This is a genomic window from Acinetobacter brisouisimilis (assembly GCF_000368265.1).
Taxonomy (GTDB): Bacteria; Pseudomonadota; Gammaproteobacteria; order Pseudomonadales; family Moraxellaceae; genus Acinetobacter.
On record NZ_KB851219.1, the window covers coordinates 357,539 to 372,743 of the forward strand.

The 15,205-nt window shown below is 44.3% G+C and carries 16 protein-coding genes, 1 tRNA gene and 1 other RNA gene; 8 read left to right on the forward strand and 10 right to left on the reverse strand.

Annotated features, from left to right (window positions below):
• The first annotated feature begins 53 nt into the window (after positions 1-53).
• The 3 genes from rluD to F975_RS05350 are packed head-to-tail and all read left to right on the forward strand — an operon-like array spanning position 54 to position 2,492.
• Positions 54-1,106: a 23S rRNA pseudouridine(1911/1915/1917) synthase RluD gene (gene rluD / locus F975_RS05340; protein WP_034426150.1), complete on the forward strand. Its 1,053-nt coding sequence runs from the start codon at positions 54-56 to the stop codon at positions 1,104-1,106.
• 40 nt (positions 1,107-1,146) lie between these two features.
• The gene (gene pgeF / locus F975_RS05345) at positions 1,147-1,887 is read left to right on the forward strand and encodes a peptidoglycan editing factor PgeF (RefSeq protein ID WP_004751111.1); all 741 of its coding nucleotides are present in this window, start codon (positions 1,147-1,149) and stop codon (positions 1,885-1,887) included.
• A gap of 44 nt (positions 1,888-1,931) precedes the next feature.
• A complete protein-coding gene (locus tag F975_RS05350) occupies positions 1,932-2,492 on the forward strand; it encodes a flavodoxin family protein (RefSeq protein WP_004751113.1) in 561 nt (186 codons plus the stop codon).
• A 179-nt stretch (positions 2,493-2,671) separates the two neighbouring features.
• On the opposite strand, the gene F975_RS05355 is transcribed toward F975_RS05350, so the two are convergent.
• The 8 genes from F975_RS05355 to smpB all read right to left on the reverse strand — a co-directional run bounded on the left by F975_RS05355 (position 2,672) and on the right by smpB (position 10,682).
• Positions 2,672-3,331 carry a methionine ABC transporter permease gene (locus F975_RS05355; RefSeq protein WP_004751114.1) on the reverse strand — a complete coding sequence of 220 codons (660 nt, stop codon included), beginning with the start codon at positions 3,329-3,331 and terminating at the stop codon, positions 2,672-2,674.
• Positions 3,312-4,379, reverse strand: coding sequence for a methionine ABC transporter ATP-binding protein (locus tag F975_RS05360; protein WP_004751115.1), 1,068 nt, complete (start codon positions 4,377-4,379; stop codon positions 3,312-3,314). The genes F975_RS05355 and F975_RS05360 overlap by 20 nt, the downstream gene beginning before the upstream one ends.
• Before the next feature lie 12 nt (positions 4,380-4,391).
• Positions 4,392-5,222 (reverse strand): MetQ/NlpA family ABC transporter substrate-binding protein, encoded by an 831-nt coding sequence (locus F975_RS05365; protein WP_004751117.1) that lies wholly within the window; start codon positions 5,220-5,222, stop codon positions 4,392-4,394.
• A 2-nt stretch (positions 5,223-5,224) separates the two neighbouring features.
• Positions 5,225-6,061 (reverse strand): MetQ/NlpA family ABC transporter substrate-binding protein, encoded by an 837-nt coding sequence (locus F975_RS05370; RefSeq protein WP_004751119.1) that lies wholly within the window; start codon positions 6,059-6,061, stop codon positions 5,225-5,227.
• 24 nt (positions 6,062-6,085) lie between these two features.
• Positions 6,086-7,471: an LLM class flavin-dependent oxidoreductase gene (locus F975_RS05375; protein WP_004751120.1), complete on the reverse strand. Its 1,386-nt coding sequence runs from the start codon at positions 7,469-7,471 to the stop codon at positions 6,086-6,088.
• A complete protein-coding gene (locus tag F975_RS05380; protein WP_004751122.1) occupies positions 7,471-8,694 on the reverse strand; it encodes an SfnB family sulfur acquisition oxidoreductase in 1,224 nt (407 codons plus the stop codon). Before F975_RS05380 ends, F975_RS05375 begins: the two co-directional genes overlap by 1 nt.
• A gap of 10 nt (positions 8,695-8,704) precedes the next feature.
• Positions 8,705-9,904: an SfnB family sulfur acquisition oxidoreductase gene (locus F975_RS05385; protein WP_004751124.1), complete on the reverse strand. Its 1,200-nt coding sequence runs from the start codon at positions 9,902-9,904 to the stop codon at positions 8,705-8,707.
• 301 nt (positions 9,905-10,205) lie between these two features.
• Positions 10,206-10,682, reverse strand: coding sequence for an SsrA-binding protein SmpB (gene smpB / locus F975_RS05390; protein WP_004751126.1), 477 nt, complete (start codon positions 10,680-10,682; stop codon positions 10,206-10,208).
• Between the two features lie 146 nt (positions 10,683-10,828).
• Here smpB and coaD point away from each other — a divergent pair, with 146 nt between their 5' ends.
• The 5 genes from coaD to F975_RS05410 all read left to right on the forward strand — a co-directional run bounded on the left by coaD (position 10,829) and on the right by F975_RS05410 (position 13,709).
• A complete protein-coding gene (gene coaD, locus F975_RS05395; RefSeq protein ID WP_004751128.1) occupies positions 10,829-11,320 on the forward strand; it encodes a pantetheine-phosphate adenylyltransferase in 492 nt (163 codons plus the stop codon).
• A 1-nt stretch (position 11,321) separates the two neighbouring features.
• Positions 11,322-11,591: a YfhL family 4Fe-4S dicluster ferredoxin gene (locus F975_RS05400; RefSeq protein WP_004751130.1), complete on the forward strand. Its 270-nt coding sequence runs from the start codon at positions 11,322-11,324 to the stop codon at positions 11,589-11,591.
• A gap of 20 nt (positions 11,592-11,611) precedes the next feature.
• Positions 11,612-11,967: RNase P RNA component class A (gene rnpB / locus F975_RS15335), an RNA gene on the forward strand.
• Between the two features lie 62 nt (positions 11,968-12,029).
• Positions 12,030-12,106 (forward strand) — tRNA-Met (locus F975_RS05405).
• 145 nt (positions 12,107-12,251) lie between these two features.
• Complete coding sequence (locus tag F975_RS05410) at positions 12,252-13,709, forward strand: sensor domain-containing diguanylate cyclase (RefSeq protein WP_004751132.1); 1,458 nt, start codon at positions 12,252-12,254, stop codon at positions 13,707-13,709.
• Here F975_RS05410 and F975_RS05415 read toward each other — a convergent pair.
• Complete coding sequence (locus F975_RS05415) at positions 13,706-14,269, reverse strand: DeoR/GlpR family DNA-binding transcription regulator (protein WP_228127410.1); 564 nt, start codon at positions 14,267-14,269, stop codon at positions 13,706-13,708. The genes F975_RS05410 and F975_RS05415 overlap by 4 nt on opposite strands.
• Positions 14,270-14,371: 102 nt before the next feature.
• Positions 14,372-15,166: a YdcF family protein gene (locus F975_RS05420; protein ID WP_004751137.1), complete on the reverse strand. Its 795-nt coding sequence runs from the start codon at positions 15,164-15,166 to the stop codon at positions 14,372-14,374.
• Positions 15,167-15,205 lie beyond the last annotated feature (39 nt).

Below are 15,205 nucleotides of genomic sequence, written 5' to 3' on the forward strand. Positions count from 1 at the left end.
CGGCCAATGAGCTACAATGGCATTATTAAACCATTATTGTCTTAATGAGCCAAATGACTTCAACACAATCTTCTCATTCTAATTCCACTGAAACAGATTTCAATTTACTTGAAGATGCTGAGGATGCAGATAATCATACTTCGAGCGTAACTGCAACACATTTATCGTTGCAATTTCAGGTGGATGAACAATATCTTGGGCTGCGGATTGATCAGGTTGCAGCAACCGTTTGGGCTGATTTTTCACGAGAAAAACTCAAACAATGGATGAAAGATGGGCATCTGTTGGTTGACGGTAACAAAATTAAACCGAAATATCGCTGTGAAGGGCATGAATTACTCACGCTTGATGTTGAGCTTGAGGTGCAAACTCACAACCAGCCTGAAAATATCCCTTTAGATATTGTTTATGAAGATGACGATATTCTTGTCATTAATAAACCCGTTGGTATGGTGGTGCATCCTGGTGCGGGCAATGGATCGGGAACACTGGTCAATGCTTTACTGTATCACTATCCAAAATCGGCAGAGTTGTCGCGTGCAGGACTGGTACATCGGATCGATAAAGACACCAGTGGTTTGCTGGTGGTCGCGAAAAATCTGGAAGCACAGTTTTCATTGACCAAGCAACTCGGTGACAAGTCTGTCTATCGTGTCTATGACCTTGTGGTATATGGCAACATTATTGCAGGCGGCACGATTGATGAACCGATTAAACGTCACCCTGTTGACCGTGTAAAAATGACCGTGCTTCCTGGTGGGCGCGATGCTGTGACGCATTACAATGTTAAAGAACGCTTCCAGAATTTTACCCGTGTACAGGCACAGCTTGAAACAGGTCGTACGCATCAGATTCGGGTGCATTTTACCTATATTGGCTATAGCCTGGTGGGCGATACTGTATATATGAGTCGTGTTCGTGTGCCCGCGGGTGCTTCAGAGCGTTTAGCCAGCACTTTGCGTGGCTTCCGCCGTCAAGCCTTGCATGCGGCAAAACTCGGTTTAGTGCATCCACGTACGCAAGAAGAAATGCTATTTGAAGCGCCGTGGCCAGAAGACTTTAAAAATCTAGTTCAAGTATTACGCGAAGAAAATGCAGCCTACTAATCAGGTCGTATTTGCTACACCGCAATCGGAGAATTCAGTCATGCAATTTGTTCAAGGTTTACCCCAAGGTGTTTATGTTGGGCAAACTCATGTTCAGCATCCAGAAAGCCTTTCCAGTGAACGTGCTGAACTGTCAGGCTTTAATCTGGCCTTACATGTGCAGGATGATCCAGTGCGTGTGCAGCAACATCGTATGACATTGTTAACCGAGTTTGCTCAGTATGGTGTCAATAAGTTGACGTGGATGACGCAAACGCATAGCACGATTTGCCATACGGTCAATCAGCAAGTCTACTTTGAGCCATTGGTGGGTGATGGTTTGGTCACCCAGCAAAAAGGGCATGCCATCTTGATGATGACCGCAGACTGTTTGCCTGTGGTTTTAGGCAATGCTGATGGCACTGAAGTGGCCAATCTGCATGCGGGCTGGCGTGGTCTGGCAGGCGGGATTATTGAAAATACTATTGCCGCGATGCAGACCAAACCCACATGGGCTTGGCTTGGTGCGTGTATTAGTCAGCCTTGCTTTGAGATTGGTGCAGAAGTCAAACAGGCATTTTGTGAAAAATACCCGTTAGAGTTCGCCTTTAAAGCAGGTGAGCAGGCAGGGAAATACTATGCCGACCTGTATGCGATTGCGCGTTATATTTTAGAGCAGCATGGTGTGGCTTTAGTGTCGGGTGGAGATCAGTGTACCTACACCCAGACTGAGGATTATTTCTCTTATCGCCGTAATGCGAAAACAGGTCGCATGGCGACATTCGTGTTTATGCAAGAATAATTCATGCTAAACTGCTCGGGATTTTTTGCTATTGATTCTCAATAATGACGACGTTGCCTAAATCCCTTGCTATTGTTTACCACAGCCCATATGGGCATACCGCAAAAGTTGCCCAATACATTGCCAAAGGCGCAGCGCAAATTGGCGTGACTGTCCATGTCATGTCCATTGAGCATGTGGATTGGGACAAGCTGGATCAGGCACACGGCATTATTCTAGGCTGCCCAACCTATATGGGCAGTGTTACGGGGCAGTTCAAAATGTTTATGGACTCGACCTCGAAGCGCTGGATCAACCGTTTGTGGCAAGGCAAACTTGCCGCAGGCTTTACCAATTCGGGGGGGTTAAGCGGTGACAAACTTTCTGTGTTGCAGCAAATTAATTTGTTTGCCATGCAGCATGGCATGCTTTGGACAGGTTTGCCGTTGTTATCGACAGGGCAAAAAGACACCGATTTAAACCGTTTGGCCAGTCACTTGGGACTCATGACCCAATCTAATAATGCGCCTGTTGAAATTACTCCGCCACAAGGTGATCTGGATACAGCTATCTGGTTTGGTGAATATATCGCGCTGATGTTGAATCGCCTGAATCATTCAGCCTAAGTTCACTTTTGCCGCATTTCAAAGCTAAAAATCATCGCAACAGTGACGCTGACCTGAGCATGAACCCAGTCAGCGCATGTTGAACCTTAAGAATTTGACTGTTCTCGCCATTTCTCCTTTGCTATTTATCTCACAGGGAGAAATAGTGGATATATGGAAGAAGCCGATTCAATCTCCAATCACAATTTACGTTTATCCAGTTGGCGTGCCAGTTGATCGCCAGTGGCTTGAATCAGCATCACCAAAATCACTAACACCACAATCACCGCAAACATAATCTGCAAATCAAAACGCTGATAACCATAACGATAAGCCACATCGCCCAAACCGCCTGCGCCAATCGCTCCTGCAATTGCCGATGAGTTAATCATGGTGACAATGGTCACGGTAAATCCCGCCACAATGCCAGGCAAAGCTTCAGGCAACAGCACATGCCAGATAATCTGCTTGCGGTTACAGCCCATGGCTTGGGCAGCTTCAATCAGACCATGATCGACTTCTCTTAAACTCACTTCGGCAATCCGCGCGAAAAACGGCGTGGCTGCTAGTGATAAAGGGACAATCGCAGCCCAAACCCCGTAGCTCGTCCCGACAATCCAGCGGGTTATTGGAATCAGTGCCACCATTAAAATCAGAAAAGGTACAGAACGGGTAATGTTGATGACCCAGCCAATTGGTTGGTTGATCTTAGCAGATGGAAAAATGCCCTGAGCTGAAGTGCTGACCAAGATGACCGCAAGTGGTAAACCGATCAGCAAGGCAATCAGTGCCGATAAGCCGACCATCACCAAAGTATCCAGTGTACCTGTCAGAAGCAGGTCAAATAACTGATCTTGCATAACCAAGCTCCTTGAGTTGTAAATGCTGAATATGTTGCCAATCTTGCAAATCAGGTGTTGGGCGATCTGAATCAACTGCAATCACCAAACGCGCCACGATATAGTGCTGAATCTGATCAATATGGCTTTGTAGAATCTGTACAGGTGACTGAAACTTTTGCAGAAGTTGGTTAAAGTCAAATGCCTGATCAGCGCGATGTGCATAGTCGATTTGCAGAATTTTTTGTGCATGTTTTCCACTGGCATCAGGGCTAAGCGCAACCGCAAAGTCCTGTTGTTCCAGGTTCAGCAGTTCTTGGGTAATCTGCTGTTGAGGGTTGGAAAAGACTGACCAGACTGCACCAGACTCGACAATTTCACCATGATCAATGACCACTACTTCGTCGCAAATGTCACGAATCACTTGCATTTCATGGGTGATCAGCACAATGGTAATACCCAGTTCCTGATTGATTTTTTTCAGTAAAGCCAAAATGGTGGCAGTGCTTTCTGGATCGAGTGCCGAGGTGGCTTCATCACAGAGCAAAATTTCAGGTTGATGCACCAAGGCTCTGGCAATCCCGACACGTTGTTTTTGTCCACCTGAAAGCTGGGCAGGGTAATGCTCAGTTTTTTCACTCAGTCCGACCAAGTCCAGCACATGATTGACGCGTGAAGATATTTCCGCTTGGGCAACTCCTGAAATTTTCAGGGGCAACGCCACATTTTCCCAGACGGTTTTGGCAGACATTAAATTGAAATGCTGAAAAATCATGCCGATTTTCTGACGCAGTTGAATCAGTTCGGCATGTTTGAGCTGGGTCAAATCCTGTTGATGAATCAGGATCTGACCACTCGATGGCTGTTCCAGACCATTCAGGCTACGTATCAGAGAGGATTTTCCTGCACCACTTTTGCCGATAATGCCAAAAATATGCCCTTGTGGAATATCCAGTTGGATGTCTTTTAAGGCATGAACCTGTTGGCTTTGCCCCGCATAGTATTTATTCAGGTTACGAATTTTGATATGCGGTGTACTAAATTCGAGCGATGTCCCAAAACTGACCATGTTGCTTATCTCCTATTGCCAACCTTTAAACCAGAGACCTTGACCAAAATCTTTATCTAAAATTTGTTGAACTTTCGTGGACTGTTGAAATGTTTTAACAAAGGTGGCAAGTTTTTGATTCTTATCTTGATAATCGCCGCGTGTTACAAAAAGAATGGCATATTTTTTATCAATTGGATCTAAGAAAAGAGCATCTTTGGGGTCTGCTGTTTTTGCCATTTTTAAATAATGTGGATAGCCAAAAATTAAATCAGCATCATCAATTGCACGTGCGGTTTGAGGGCCTTCAACTTCAACAAATTGGAATTGTTTAGGGTTGGAAATAATATCTTGTTGGGTAGAAAGCTCATTTTGATCATCTTTTAACTGAATGAGTTTCGCTTTATCTAATAAAATTAATGCACGAGCCAAATTTACTGGGTCACTTGGAATGACAATTCGTGCATGTTCAGGTAACTCTGTGAGCGAATGGTATTTCTTTGAATAAAGCCCAACATGGCTACCAGTTCCAACAGCGAAAGCATGTAAATTAAAATGAGTTTGGCGAATCGCATTTTTTAGATAAACACTTTGCTGAAAAAAGTTGGCATCAATATCACCATTTTGCACTGCAATATTGGGTGCTTGCCAATCAGAAAATTCGACCAGTTTGACATGAATGCCTTGTTTTTCAACATCATCTGCCACGCTTTGTAGCAGATCTTTATAGGGTGGACTAATGCCTATGGTGAGCACATTGTCCTGATTTTTTTGCTGAATATAACGATAGCCTGCTAAGCCAAAAATAGCCAAAACAACGACAAAACTTATAATTAAAGGGCGAGATTTTAATATTCCTGACATTGTTACCACCCTGCATACCACAGCCCAGAGCCAATTTCCGCATTTAGCGAGGCTTTGACGAGTGGCGAGTGTTGATAAATATCGACAAATTTTTCTAAGCGACCGCCTTCATCTTTATAGTCTTTACGCACTACAAAAAGAATTGCATAGCGTTTGTCTTCTTGGTTATTTAGTAGCAAGGCTTTTTTCGGATCGATGGTTTTGGCAAGGTTTAAATAATGCGGATAGCTGAATGCCAAATCGACATCGTCGACTGCACGGGCTGTTTGTGGGCCTTCCATTTCAACGAATTGTAAGTCTTTTGGATTCGCCACAATGTCTTTTAAATTCGATAAATAATTCTTCGGATCTTTTAAGGTAATCAGTTTGGCTTGCTGTAATAATAGTAACGCGCGACCTTCGTTGACAGGGTCATTCGGCACAGCAACGCGGGCTTTATTTGGCAAGGCATCCAGACTGCTGTATTTTTTTGAATATAACCCGACGCGTGATGCAGCCCCCGCAGCAAAAGGCTGAAGCTTGTATTTACCTTCTTTAATCGCATTATTTAAAAACGGTTGATGCTGGAAAAAATTGGCATCAATATCGCCGTGATTGAGGGTAATGTTCGGCGTGTTCCAGTCGGAAAACTCTACCAGTTTGACATTTAACCCCTGTTTCTTGGCTTCGTTGGCTGCGACTTGTAAGGTATTGGCAAAAGCAGGGGTAATCCCGATCACCAGTTCCTTGCTTTGTGCCTGACGGTGCTGATTCCATGCAAATAAGCCTGCGATGACGGCAACCACCACCACACCAATGCTGGCGATTTTCTTACCTGATAATGTCTGTGTTTGTCCCATGAAAAATATCTCAAAATTGTGTGTTTAGCCGTCGAGTGCGACAGCATTTGATAATGTCTGTGTTTGCTTGCCCTGACGTGCAGGATGCTGAGTAGGCAGTTGATTACCTTGTGCAAAAATCTTGTGACGCAACGTGCCATCGGCATAAGCAGTTTTGTAACGTCCACGCTGCTGCCACTCAGGAATCACATACTGAATAAAATCTTCATGTGATTCAGGGGTAATGGTGCGGGTCAGGTTAAAGCCATCGATGTCGGTTTGATCCAGCAGTTCAATCAGTTGCTCGGCAACTTCGGCGCCACTGCCGACAAAGAGCGGGTAGCGACCACCCAAAACATGCTGTTGTTTTAAGTCCCGTGGAGTGATTAGCTGTTCTTTAAATTTCTGATTGACTGAAGCAATACTGTTGGTGTCTTGATAGGGAATGGCTTCATCATCGGTAAACTGCGCAAGGTCGATGCCAACTGAACTGGAATAATGCGCCAAACCTGCTTCAGGGCTGGCATAGCGTTGATATTCGCTGAGTTTTTCCTGAGCTTCGGCTGATGTCTTTGCGGTGACTACGGTAATACCGACAAAGACTTTAATCGAATGTGGATCGCGCCCTTGTTCACGTGCCAGTTGGCGTAGGCGCTGTACTTGCTGACGGATTTTTTCAGGGCGATCGCCACCAATAAATACACATTCGGCATGGCGCGTGGCAAACTGCATGCCACGTGGTGATGCGCCAGCCTGAAACAATACGGGTGTGCGCTGCGGAGATGGGGCAACCTGAAACACGCCTTCACTTTGGAAGAAACGCCCGTGATGCTGAATCGGGTGAACCTTGCGTGGGTCAGTAAAGATGCGTTGCTGTTTGTCTTTCAGGACAGCATCATCTTCCCAAGAGTCTTGCCAGAACTTGTAAGATAATTCTAAAAATTCTTCGGCTTGTTCGTAACGTAAATCGTGATCTTTCAGCCCTGACTGACCAATCAGGCGTTCGGCACTGTCGAGGTAGCCTGTGACGATATTCCAGCCGATCCGCCCGCGAGTCAGGTGGTCTAAACTGGCAAAACGCCGTGCCAGTTGATAAGGATGTTCATAACTTAAATTCACCGTTAAGCCAAAACCCAAATGCTCTGTGACACTTGCCATCGCAGAAATCAGGGTTGCAGGGTCATTACTTGGCAGTTGCACCGACTCACGTAAAGTCACATCGAGGTTGTTTTGATAAACATCGTAAACCCCAGTAATGTCAGCGATAAACACACCATCAAACAGACCTTTTTCCAAAGTTTTGGCTAAATCTGTCCAGTAGTTCAGCTCGTCAAAACGGTAGGATTGATCGCGTGGATGTGTCCATAAACCGTGATTGATATGCCCAACACTGTTCATGTCAAAGGCATTCAGTAAAATCTGCTTCGACATTACAGTGTTCCTCGGCGCGGCGGCAAAATGTGGTTCAATACATAATTGCCAATAAAATAATATTTCCAGCGAGCAGCATCGTGCAGGGTATGTACCCGTGTATTACGCCAGTACAGGTCAAGACCATCATCACGTTGACTGCCGCGGCTACCTGCCAGTTCAATCAGTTTGGATGAAGCCAGCAGTGCAATGTCGGTGCTATGCGCTCGTACTTTGGCTACCTGAATCGAAGCAAGGGCAATGTTGTCGACTGTCGGCTTTGGCTTGGCAGCATCGACTGCATAGGCAGCCTGTTTCAGGAGCAGTTCACTGGCTTTGACATCGACTGCGACTTGACCCAACTCGTATAAGGTCAGTGGGTCTTGGCTTGCGCTATCGACATGAGCATCTATCCACGGGCGGGCTTGTCTGACTCGTTGCAGGGTTTCTTCAAAAGCTGCACGGGCAATCCCGACTTCAATGGATGCATGAATCAGTTGGGCAAAAGGCCCGACCACGGTTGGCTGTGTAAATGCCGAATCAAATGGAATCACATCGTCTTCTGCGACGAAAACCTGATTAAATTTGACTGTACCGCTGCCTGTGGTGCGTTGTCCAAAACCTGACCAGTCATCTAGCAGTTCTAAACCATCACTATGTCGTGGTACAAAGGCCAAAAACTCACGTTCTTGTGCATCTTTCACTAAAGTGGGAATACGATGGGCAAACAAACTGCCTGTGCAGTAAAACTTCTCACCCTGAATCAGATAACCACCTTCAATCGCCTGAATCTGGCTATGTTTCTGGGCGGCATTTCTGGTTTTAAACTCGGCAAGTGCATTGCCAAAACGAGCACCTTGTAATACTTCACGGTAAAGTTGCTGTTTTTGTTGTTCTGTGCCTGTATTGCGTAGCACTTCAAGGGCATAAAAATGGTTTTGTGGAATTTGCCCGATTGAACCATCTACACCGCTAAACAGCGCCACAATTTGAGCCACTGTCCAACTTGAGACTTCTGCACCGCCGTATTGTTTCGGCACCGTAATTGCCCATAACCCAGACTGGCTAAATTTTTGAATTTCTTCAAAAGGCAAGCGGCGCTCTTGATCACGCTCAACGGCCAGTTGCTTGAATTCCTGACTGAGTTGCTGTGCGATCTCCAGTGCTTCGGCATCTGAGGTAATAATGTGGGCGGTATGGTGTAGTTGAGGCTGTTCTGCCCAAAAATCTTGATAGGAAGTCATGGCCTTCTCCTTAAATCCATGCGTGGCGTGCAGGAAAAACGCCGTTTAAGTAATAATTGCCCAAGGCATGATATTTCCAGCGTACTGGGTCATGCAGGGTATGCACGCGCGCATTGCGCCAGTGCTGGTCGAGGTTGTATTGGCTTAAAGAAGAGCGGCTGCCACCGAGCTCAAACAGTTTTTCCGAAATGGTTAGGGCAGCGCGATGCGCATAAATTTTGGCTTCAGCAACGGCAATCGAGGCTTGAGCAGCCTGAGCGTCGCTTATACTGGACAGCTGATCCAGTTCATCGAGGAGTTCAGCCGCATTATTGAGCAGTAGTACACTGGCATTGAGTAAAATATCTAGCTTGCCAATTTCCTGTAAGGTAAATAATTCCTGACTGGCGCGCTCGACCTGAGCATCGACTATCGGGCGAGCTTTGCGTACTGAACTGAGCGTATCTTGCAAAGCTGCTTCGGCAATCCCGACACCAATCGAGACTTGCAGTAGTTGTGAATACGCCCCGCGATAATTTGCCGTTTCATTAAGTTTACGTTCATCAAAAATCAGTTCGGGGTCAACCTGTACCTGATGCAGTTTGACTGTGCCACTCGATGTAGTGCGTTGCCCAAAACCATTCCAGTCATCAACCACTTCAACGCCGTGTTGTTGTCTTTCAATCAAGACCAACACCACATGACCTTCAGGATGCAGTGCTTTGACTGCCAGTAACTCTGCAAAGCTGCTGCCTGTCGAATAAAATTTTTCACCTGTCAGGAAGTATTGACCATTCACCAAACTCAGTGTTGTATGCAAAGTCTTGGTGTCTTTGCTGTGCCTTTCAGGTCCTGCATTGGCCAAGAAGCGACCTGCTAAGATTTGCTGATAAACCCATTTTTTTTGTTTTTCAGTGCCCATAATTTCGATCAGATTGAGCACCCCAAACTGGTTCTGTGGAATTTGACCCACATTGGCATCGGCTTTCGCCAAGATACGAAACACGTGACTTAAGGTTTTATTGGAAACAAAAGCACCGCCATAGGTTTTGGGAATACGAATGCCAGTCAACCCTTTTTGAGTGAGTTGCTGAATGACATCGGTAGGTAAAACGTGTTGTTGATCACGTAGATTTCGTTGTTCTAAAGCAAAATCTGCCAATTGATAGGCAGCATTAATCGCTTCTTGATCGTTTTGAATAATATTGGCATTTGGCTGAATAGTAGACATGACAAGCCCCTTGATTGCATCGTCACACCGTAATCAGAAAAAAAGCGGTTGAGAAATAAGGCTTATTGCAAACCTTATGTAAAAAACTGCATAAAAAGTCAAAAATAAGATAAGAATGGAATTAAAAAATTAAGTTATTGATATTGTTTGTATTTTTATTTTATTGCTGCTGTATTTAAAACTGGAATACAGAAAAACTGCTAAGTAATGCAGAAATCGAGCTAAATGTATCCGAATACAGACGGGGCCTACGGGCATAAAAAAAGCGAAACCAGTGGCTTCGCTTTTAAAAGAATCAGGGTTAGCGGTGAAAAATACGGGCTTTGTCACGTTGCCAGTCGCGGTCTTTTTCAGTAGCGCGTTTGTCATGTAATTGCTTACCTTTTACCAGCGCAATTTCCAGTTTCGCCAAATGTCCTTTCCAGTAACATGCCAAAGGTACACACGTGTAACCTTTTTGATTGACTGCGCCTGTGAGCTGTTCCAGTTCACGACGTGACAGTAACAGCTTGCGAGTACGAGTGGCTTCGGGGACTACGTGAGTTGAGGCAGACAAGAGCGGCTGAATCTGTGCGCCAAATAAAAACGCTTCATTATTTTTAAAAATAATATAGCTTTCAACCAGACTCATACGCCCAGCACGCAAGGATTTGACTTCCCAACCCTGTAGGGAAAGACCCGCTTCAAATTTTTCTTCGATAAAATAATCATGACGGGCACGCTTATTTTGTGCAATAGTTCCGCCATTATTTTTCTTGACTACAGTTGCTTTCGCCATAATTAAATCATTCCAAAACTGTATCTATTGTGCCGCAAACTTTTCCTAAGGTGAAGCTTTTCTACAGAAAACAAAGCAGTTCCTTCGCTAAAAAATAACTTTTTGCTAGAATAGCTGCACCAAAGCGTAAACTAGAGAAGATTAGGATGTCGAAATCACGCATCATTTACCCGGGGACGTTTGATCCATTTACCAGAGGTCATATTGATTTAGTTGTGCGTGCAGCCAAAATGTTTGATGAAGTTGTGGTTGCGATTGCAGTCGGGCATCATAAAAATCCGATTTTTTCCCTTGAAGAACGCGTGGAACTGGCACAGCAGTCGCTGAGTCATCTCGATAATGTTGAATTTATGGGTTTCGATGGCTTGTTGGTCAATTTTTTTAATGAACAAAAAGCTACAGCGGTGTTGCGTGGTTTACGTGCAGTTTCGGATTTTGAATACGAGTTTCAACTCGCGAATATGAACCGTACGTTAGATGCCAGCTTTGAAACCGTATTTTTAACACCTGCCGAGCAGTATTCTTTTATTTCATCCACCATGGTACGTGAAATTGCACGTCTTAATGGCGATGTATCTAAATTTGTACCGAAACATGTGGTTGAAGCATTTAAACGTAAACATCAGCAAGGTTGGTAGCGTGTCATTATATATTACTGAAGAATGTATTAACTGTGATGTCTGTGAGCCAGTATGCCCCAATGAAGCGATTTTCTTTGGGGAGCTGATTTATGAGATCAATCCTGATTTATGCACCGAATGTGTGGGGCATCATGATCAACCGCAGTGTCAATTATTTTGTCCTGTTGACTGTATTCCTCTCGATCCGAACCATAAAGAAAGCCAAGAGCAGTTATTTGAGAAGTATCAACGACTGACTGCGCAAAAAAACGCAAGCATTTCTGAATAAGATTTGCTACTATACGCGCCGAAGTGAGCTGGACGGTCGCTGCTGTGGAGGTCTTCGTGACTGAAGCAGGGGAGGAAAGTCCGGGCTTCAAAGGGCAGGGTGCCAGGTAACGCCTGGGCGGCGCGAGCCGACGGAAAGTGCAGCAGAGAGTAGACCGCCTCATTCGTGAGGTAAGGGTGAAAGGGTGCGGTAAGAGCGCACCGCGTGTCTGGTAACAGTTCACGGCATGGCAAACCCCACCAGAAGCAAGACCAAATAGGAATCCTGAGGTACGGCCCGTACTGGATTCGGGTAGGTCGCTTGAGCGTATGAGTGATTGTACGCCTAGAGGAATGATCGTCCTCGACAGAACCCGGCTTACAGGCTCACTTCCCTTATTTTTTTGAAAAAATGCTTGACGCTGTAACAAAAAGTAAAGATAATGCGCGCACAGTTTTCGGCTATGTAGCTCAGTTGGTTAGAGCACCGCACTCATAATGCGGGGGTCACAAGTTCAAGTCTCGTCATAGCCACCATTTTATAAACCATGCATCATTGCATGGTTTTTTTTTGAATAATTTTTACATTTAAATCTAAGTTTTGGTTTTTCTTGGGGTTGTGATTATGCTATTACAAGAAATAACTCTATATATTTCACATTTATAACAATAAGGACAAACTATGCCACATATTGATGCCATAGATTCTTTCCATATTTTTCAGCTTGCTCCGATTGCCATGTGGATTGAAGACTGGAGTGGTATTGCAAGGCAGTTTGTCCAGTGGCGTGAACAGGGCGTTACCGATTTACGTCATTTTTTACAACAAGATCCCCGGCGTATTCGTCAGTGTGTCGAGCAGATTCAAATTCTAGACGTGAATCAGGCTACCTTAACTCTATTTGAAGCACGTGATTTTGCGCATTTGTCAGCGCATTTATCTGATATTTTTCGCGATGAAATGTATAACCTGCAAATAGAGGGGTTGGTTGCCGTATGGAATGGTCATTTGCAGTTTGCTAGTGAGCAGGTCAATTATTCAATTTCTGGAAAACGGATTGATATTCAACTGCGTGGGCAAGTTTTGCCAGAGGCGGAGCAAGATTTAAGTCGCATTTTAGTCACGACGGAAGATATTACCGCCTATCAAAATGCACGCCGTCAGGAATTTAAAAATCGTGCTTTGGCAGAGGCACGCTTTGTATATTCACCTGCGGCATTGTGGGTGGAAGATTTTAGTGTGATCAAGAAAAAACTCGATCATCTGAAATATATTGGTATTGAAGATTTACGGACTTTTCTGGATGTACACCCAGAATTTATAAGTGACAGTATCGCGGGGATTCGGGTACTTGATGTCAATCAAAAAGTATTAGATTTATTTTTAGCACCCAATAAACACGTTCTGCTGGAAAATATTGATAAAGTTTTGGGTTGCCCAGAAATGCTCAATTCATTTCGTGAGCAGTTGCTGGAACTTTGGGAAGGTAATCTGTTTCATCAGCGTGAAGTGGTCAACCATGCACTGGATGGTTCAGAGCGACATGTACTACTGCAATTTTCCATTTTTCCAAGCTATGAACATGACTGGTCGATGGTGCAACTGGCAATGACGGATATTACTGCACGCAAAAAAGCAGAGTCTTATCTGGAATATCTGGGTAAACATGATGTGTTGACCAAACTGTATAATCGCGCATTTTTTCATGAAGAACTGAAGCGTTTAACCCGACAGAAAATTTTCCCTGTGTCGGCAATTTATCTGGATCTCAATGCCTTAAAGACAGTCAATGATGATTTTGGACATGATGCTGGCGATGATATCTTGCGGCGAACAGGTGAAATTCTGCAACAGGCAATCAGTCCGCCATATTCAGGTTCACGTATCGGTGGTGATGAATTTGTTCTGCTGCTGCCACGTGCAGATCAGCAGGCTGCAGCAAAACTTGTAGTGACTTTGAGAGAACTATTTCATTTGGACAACCAGTACCATGCCAGCTTACCGATGAGTATCGCAATCGGAACAGCAACCAGTGAACCATATGAATCTCTGGAAGATATGCTCAAACGTGCTGATCATCAGATGTATCTGGACAAAAACCGTTACTATGCCAAAAACTCGGCAGTTTTAAACCCTTAAGCCCAAATTATTTGCTGAAAATGTTGCTGGTAACTGGCAAGATCAATCTCTGATTTGGCTTCCTGATTGCTAATGAGCATGGAAACTTCATGATGTTGTGCATAACGCACACGACTGACCACACCGAGTTTACTCTGATCTGCCAAAATAAAAGTTTGTTTGGCTTGCTTGACCATAGCTTTGGCAATGTTGGCTTCTTCACTATAGAAACTGCTTGCACCGTGTACAGGGTCAATCCCGACAGGTGACAATAATGCAATATTTGCCTGATAGCGATAAATCTCCGAAATCACTAAATCGCCTTGAGTTTGCGGGCGCTGTTGTACCCGCCCACCGAGTAAAATAATTTCATGTTGTGGGGCATCATGCTTATAGCCAACGGTTAAGTTAAATACCGCCTGTAAGCTATTGGTGATAATCATTAGTCCTGATAGGGTTCTGAGTTCTTCTGCCAAAATTGATGTGGTACTGCCTGCATCTAGAAAAATGATTTGCCTAGTCTGCAAATGTTGTAGTGCTGCCCCGTGCAATGGCGCATTACTAATGTATATCATGAGCATGTTGAGTTTGTTTAAGCTGCGCCGTTCTGAACCAAACTTAAACCGTTCATTTTTTATTGTGATTTATCTTGGTTGAAGTGGTTCATGAAAAAAGAAACAACCTTAATATTCCTGCAAGATCTTGCCACTAATAAAGGCAAAATACTCTCGAAGCCATGCGTTATAACGTGTTTCTAATGGTGTTTGTGCTGCAAACATCATGCTGTGAGTGTAGTGTTGTTTGCATGCAATTGCTTGCGCACGGATGGTATGAAAGTCACTGGTGACAATCGCAATCGGCATATCTTTTGTTACCTGATGCTGTGCCAATAAAACGGTACTGTTTTTAAAATTAAGTTCAGTACTGGTGCTTCGATCTTCTAGCAACATGTGCTGTCTAGGTAGTCCATATTTTTGCTGTAAATAGTTTGCCATGACCTGTGCTTCCGTCACTGTTTCTGCAAAATCTAATCCACCTGACAGTACAAGCCATGCTTGAGGCTGTTGCTTGGCAAGCGCTGCTGCACGGTCAAGGCGCAGTGCCAATGTTGGGCTAGGCTGCCCCTGAATCACGCCACTACCCAACACAATAATCGCTCGTACAGGTGATGTAATTTGTGTTTGAGCTTGCATATGGATTTTGAGCTGGTAAATGAAAACTGCAAAAGAAATCAGCCAGATAACAAATAATCCCCAAAGAATAAAGTATGTAGATTGCAGCGCAGGATGCTGTGCCAAATAGCCGTGTATAAACTGCCATGCCAAAGCAATAAAGACAAACCCGATTCCCATCAAGAAGGGCAATATAATCCCAATATGAATTTTGCCTTGTAACAATAAATAGAGGCTGTCAGCCAGAAAAACGCTGCCAATAAAAAATAAAATAATTCGAAAACATATTGTTAGAAGAATTGTCATAGATGCTCAGTTGTTTTTTTGCAAAATGCAACGATTAAT

Bases quoted from the DNA above. Each gene is read 5' to 3' on its own strand.
- rluD (WP_034426150.1), top strand. From the start codon at position 54: ATGACTTCAACACAATCTTCTCATTCTAATTCCACTGAAACAGATTTC.
- pgeF (WP_004751111.1), top strand. From the start codon at position 1,147: ATGCAATTTGTTCAAGGTTTACCCCAAGGTGTTTATGTTGGGCAAACT.
- F975_RS05350 (WP_004751113.1), top strand. From the start codon at position 1,932: ATGACGACGTTGCCTAAATCCCTTGCTATTGTTTACCACAGCCCATAT.
- F975_RS05355 (WP_004751114.1), bottom strand. From the start codon at position 3,331: ATGCAAGATCAGTTATTTGACCTGCTTCTGACAGGTACACTGGATACT.
- F975_RS05360 (WP_004751115.1), bottom strand. From the start codon at position 4,379: ATGGTCAGTTTTGGGACATCGCTCGAATTTAGTACACCGCATATCAAA.
- F975_RS05365 (WP_004751117.1), bottom strand. From the start codon at position 5,222: ATGTCAGGAATATTAAAATCTCGCCCTTTAATTATAAGTTTTGTCGTT.
- F975_RS05370 (WP_004751119.1), bottom strand. From the start codon at position 6,061: ATGGGACAAACACAGACATTATCAGGTAAGAAAATCGCCAGCATTGGT.
- F975_RS05375 (WP_004751120.1), bottom strand. From the start codon at position 7,471: ATGTCGAAGCAGATTTTACTGAATGCCTTTGACATGAACAGTGTTGGG.
- F975_RS05380 (WP_004751122.1), bottom strand. From the start codon at position 8,694: ATGACTTCCTATCAAGATTTTTGGGCAGAACAGCCTCAACTACACCAT.
- F975_RS05385 (WP_004751124.1), bottom strand. From the start codon at position 9,904: ATGTCTACTATTCAGCCAAATGCCAATATTATTCAAAACGATCAAGAA.
- smpB (WP_004751126.1), bottom strand. From the start codon at position 10,682: ATGGCGAAAGCAACTGTAGTCAAGAAAAATAATGGCGGAACTATTGCA.
- coaD (WP_004751128.1), top strand. From the start codon at position 10,829: ATGTCGAAATCACGCATCATTTACCCGGGGACGTTTGATCCATTTACC.
- F975_RS05410 (WP_004751132.1), top strand. From the start codon at position 12,252: ATGCCACATATTGATGCCATAGATTCTTTCCATATTTTTCAGCTTGCT.
- F975_RS05415 (WP_228127410.1), bottom strand. From the start codon at position 14,269: ATGCTCATGATATACATTAGTAATGCGCCATTGCACGGGGCAGCACTA.
- F975_RS05420 (WP_004751137.1), bottom strand. From the start codon at position 15,166: ATGACAATTCTTCTAACAATATGTTTTCGAATTATTTTATTTTTTATT.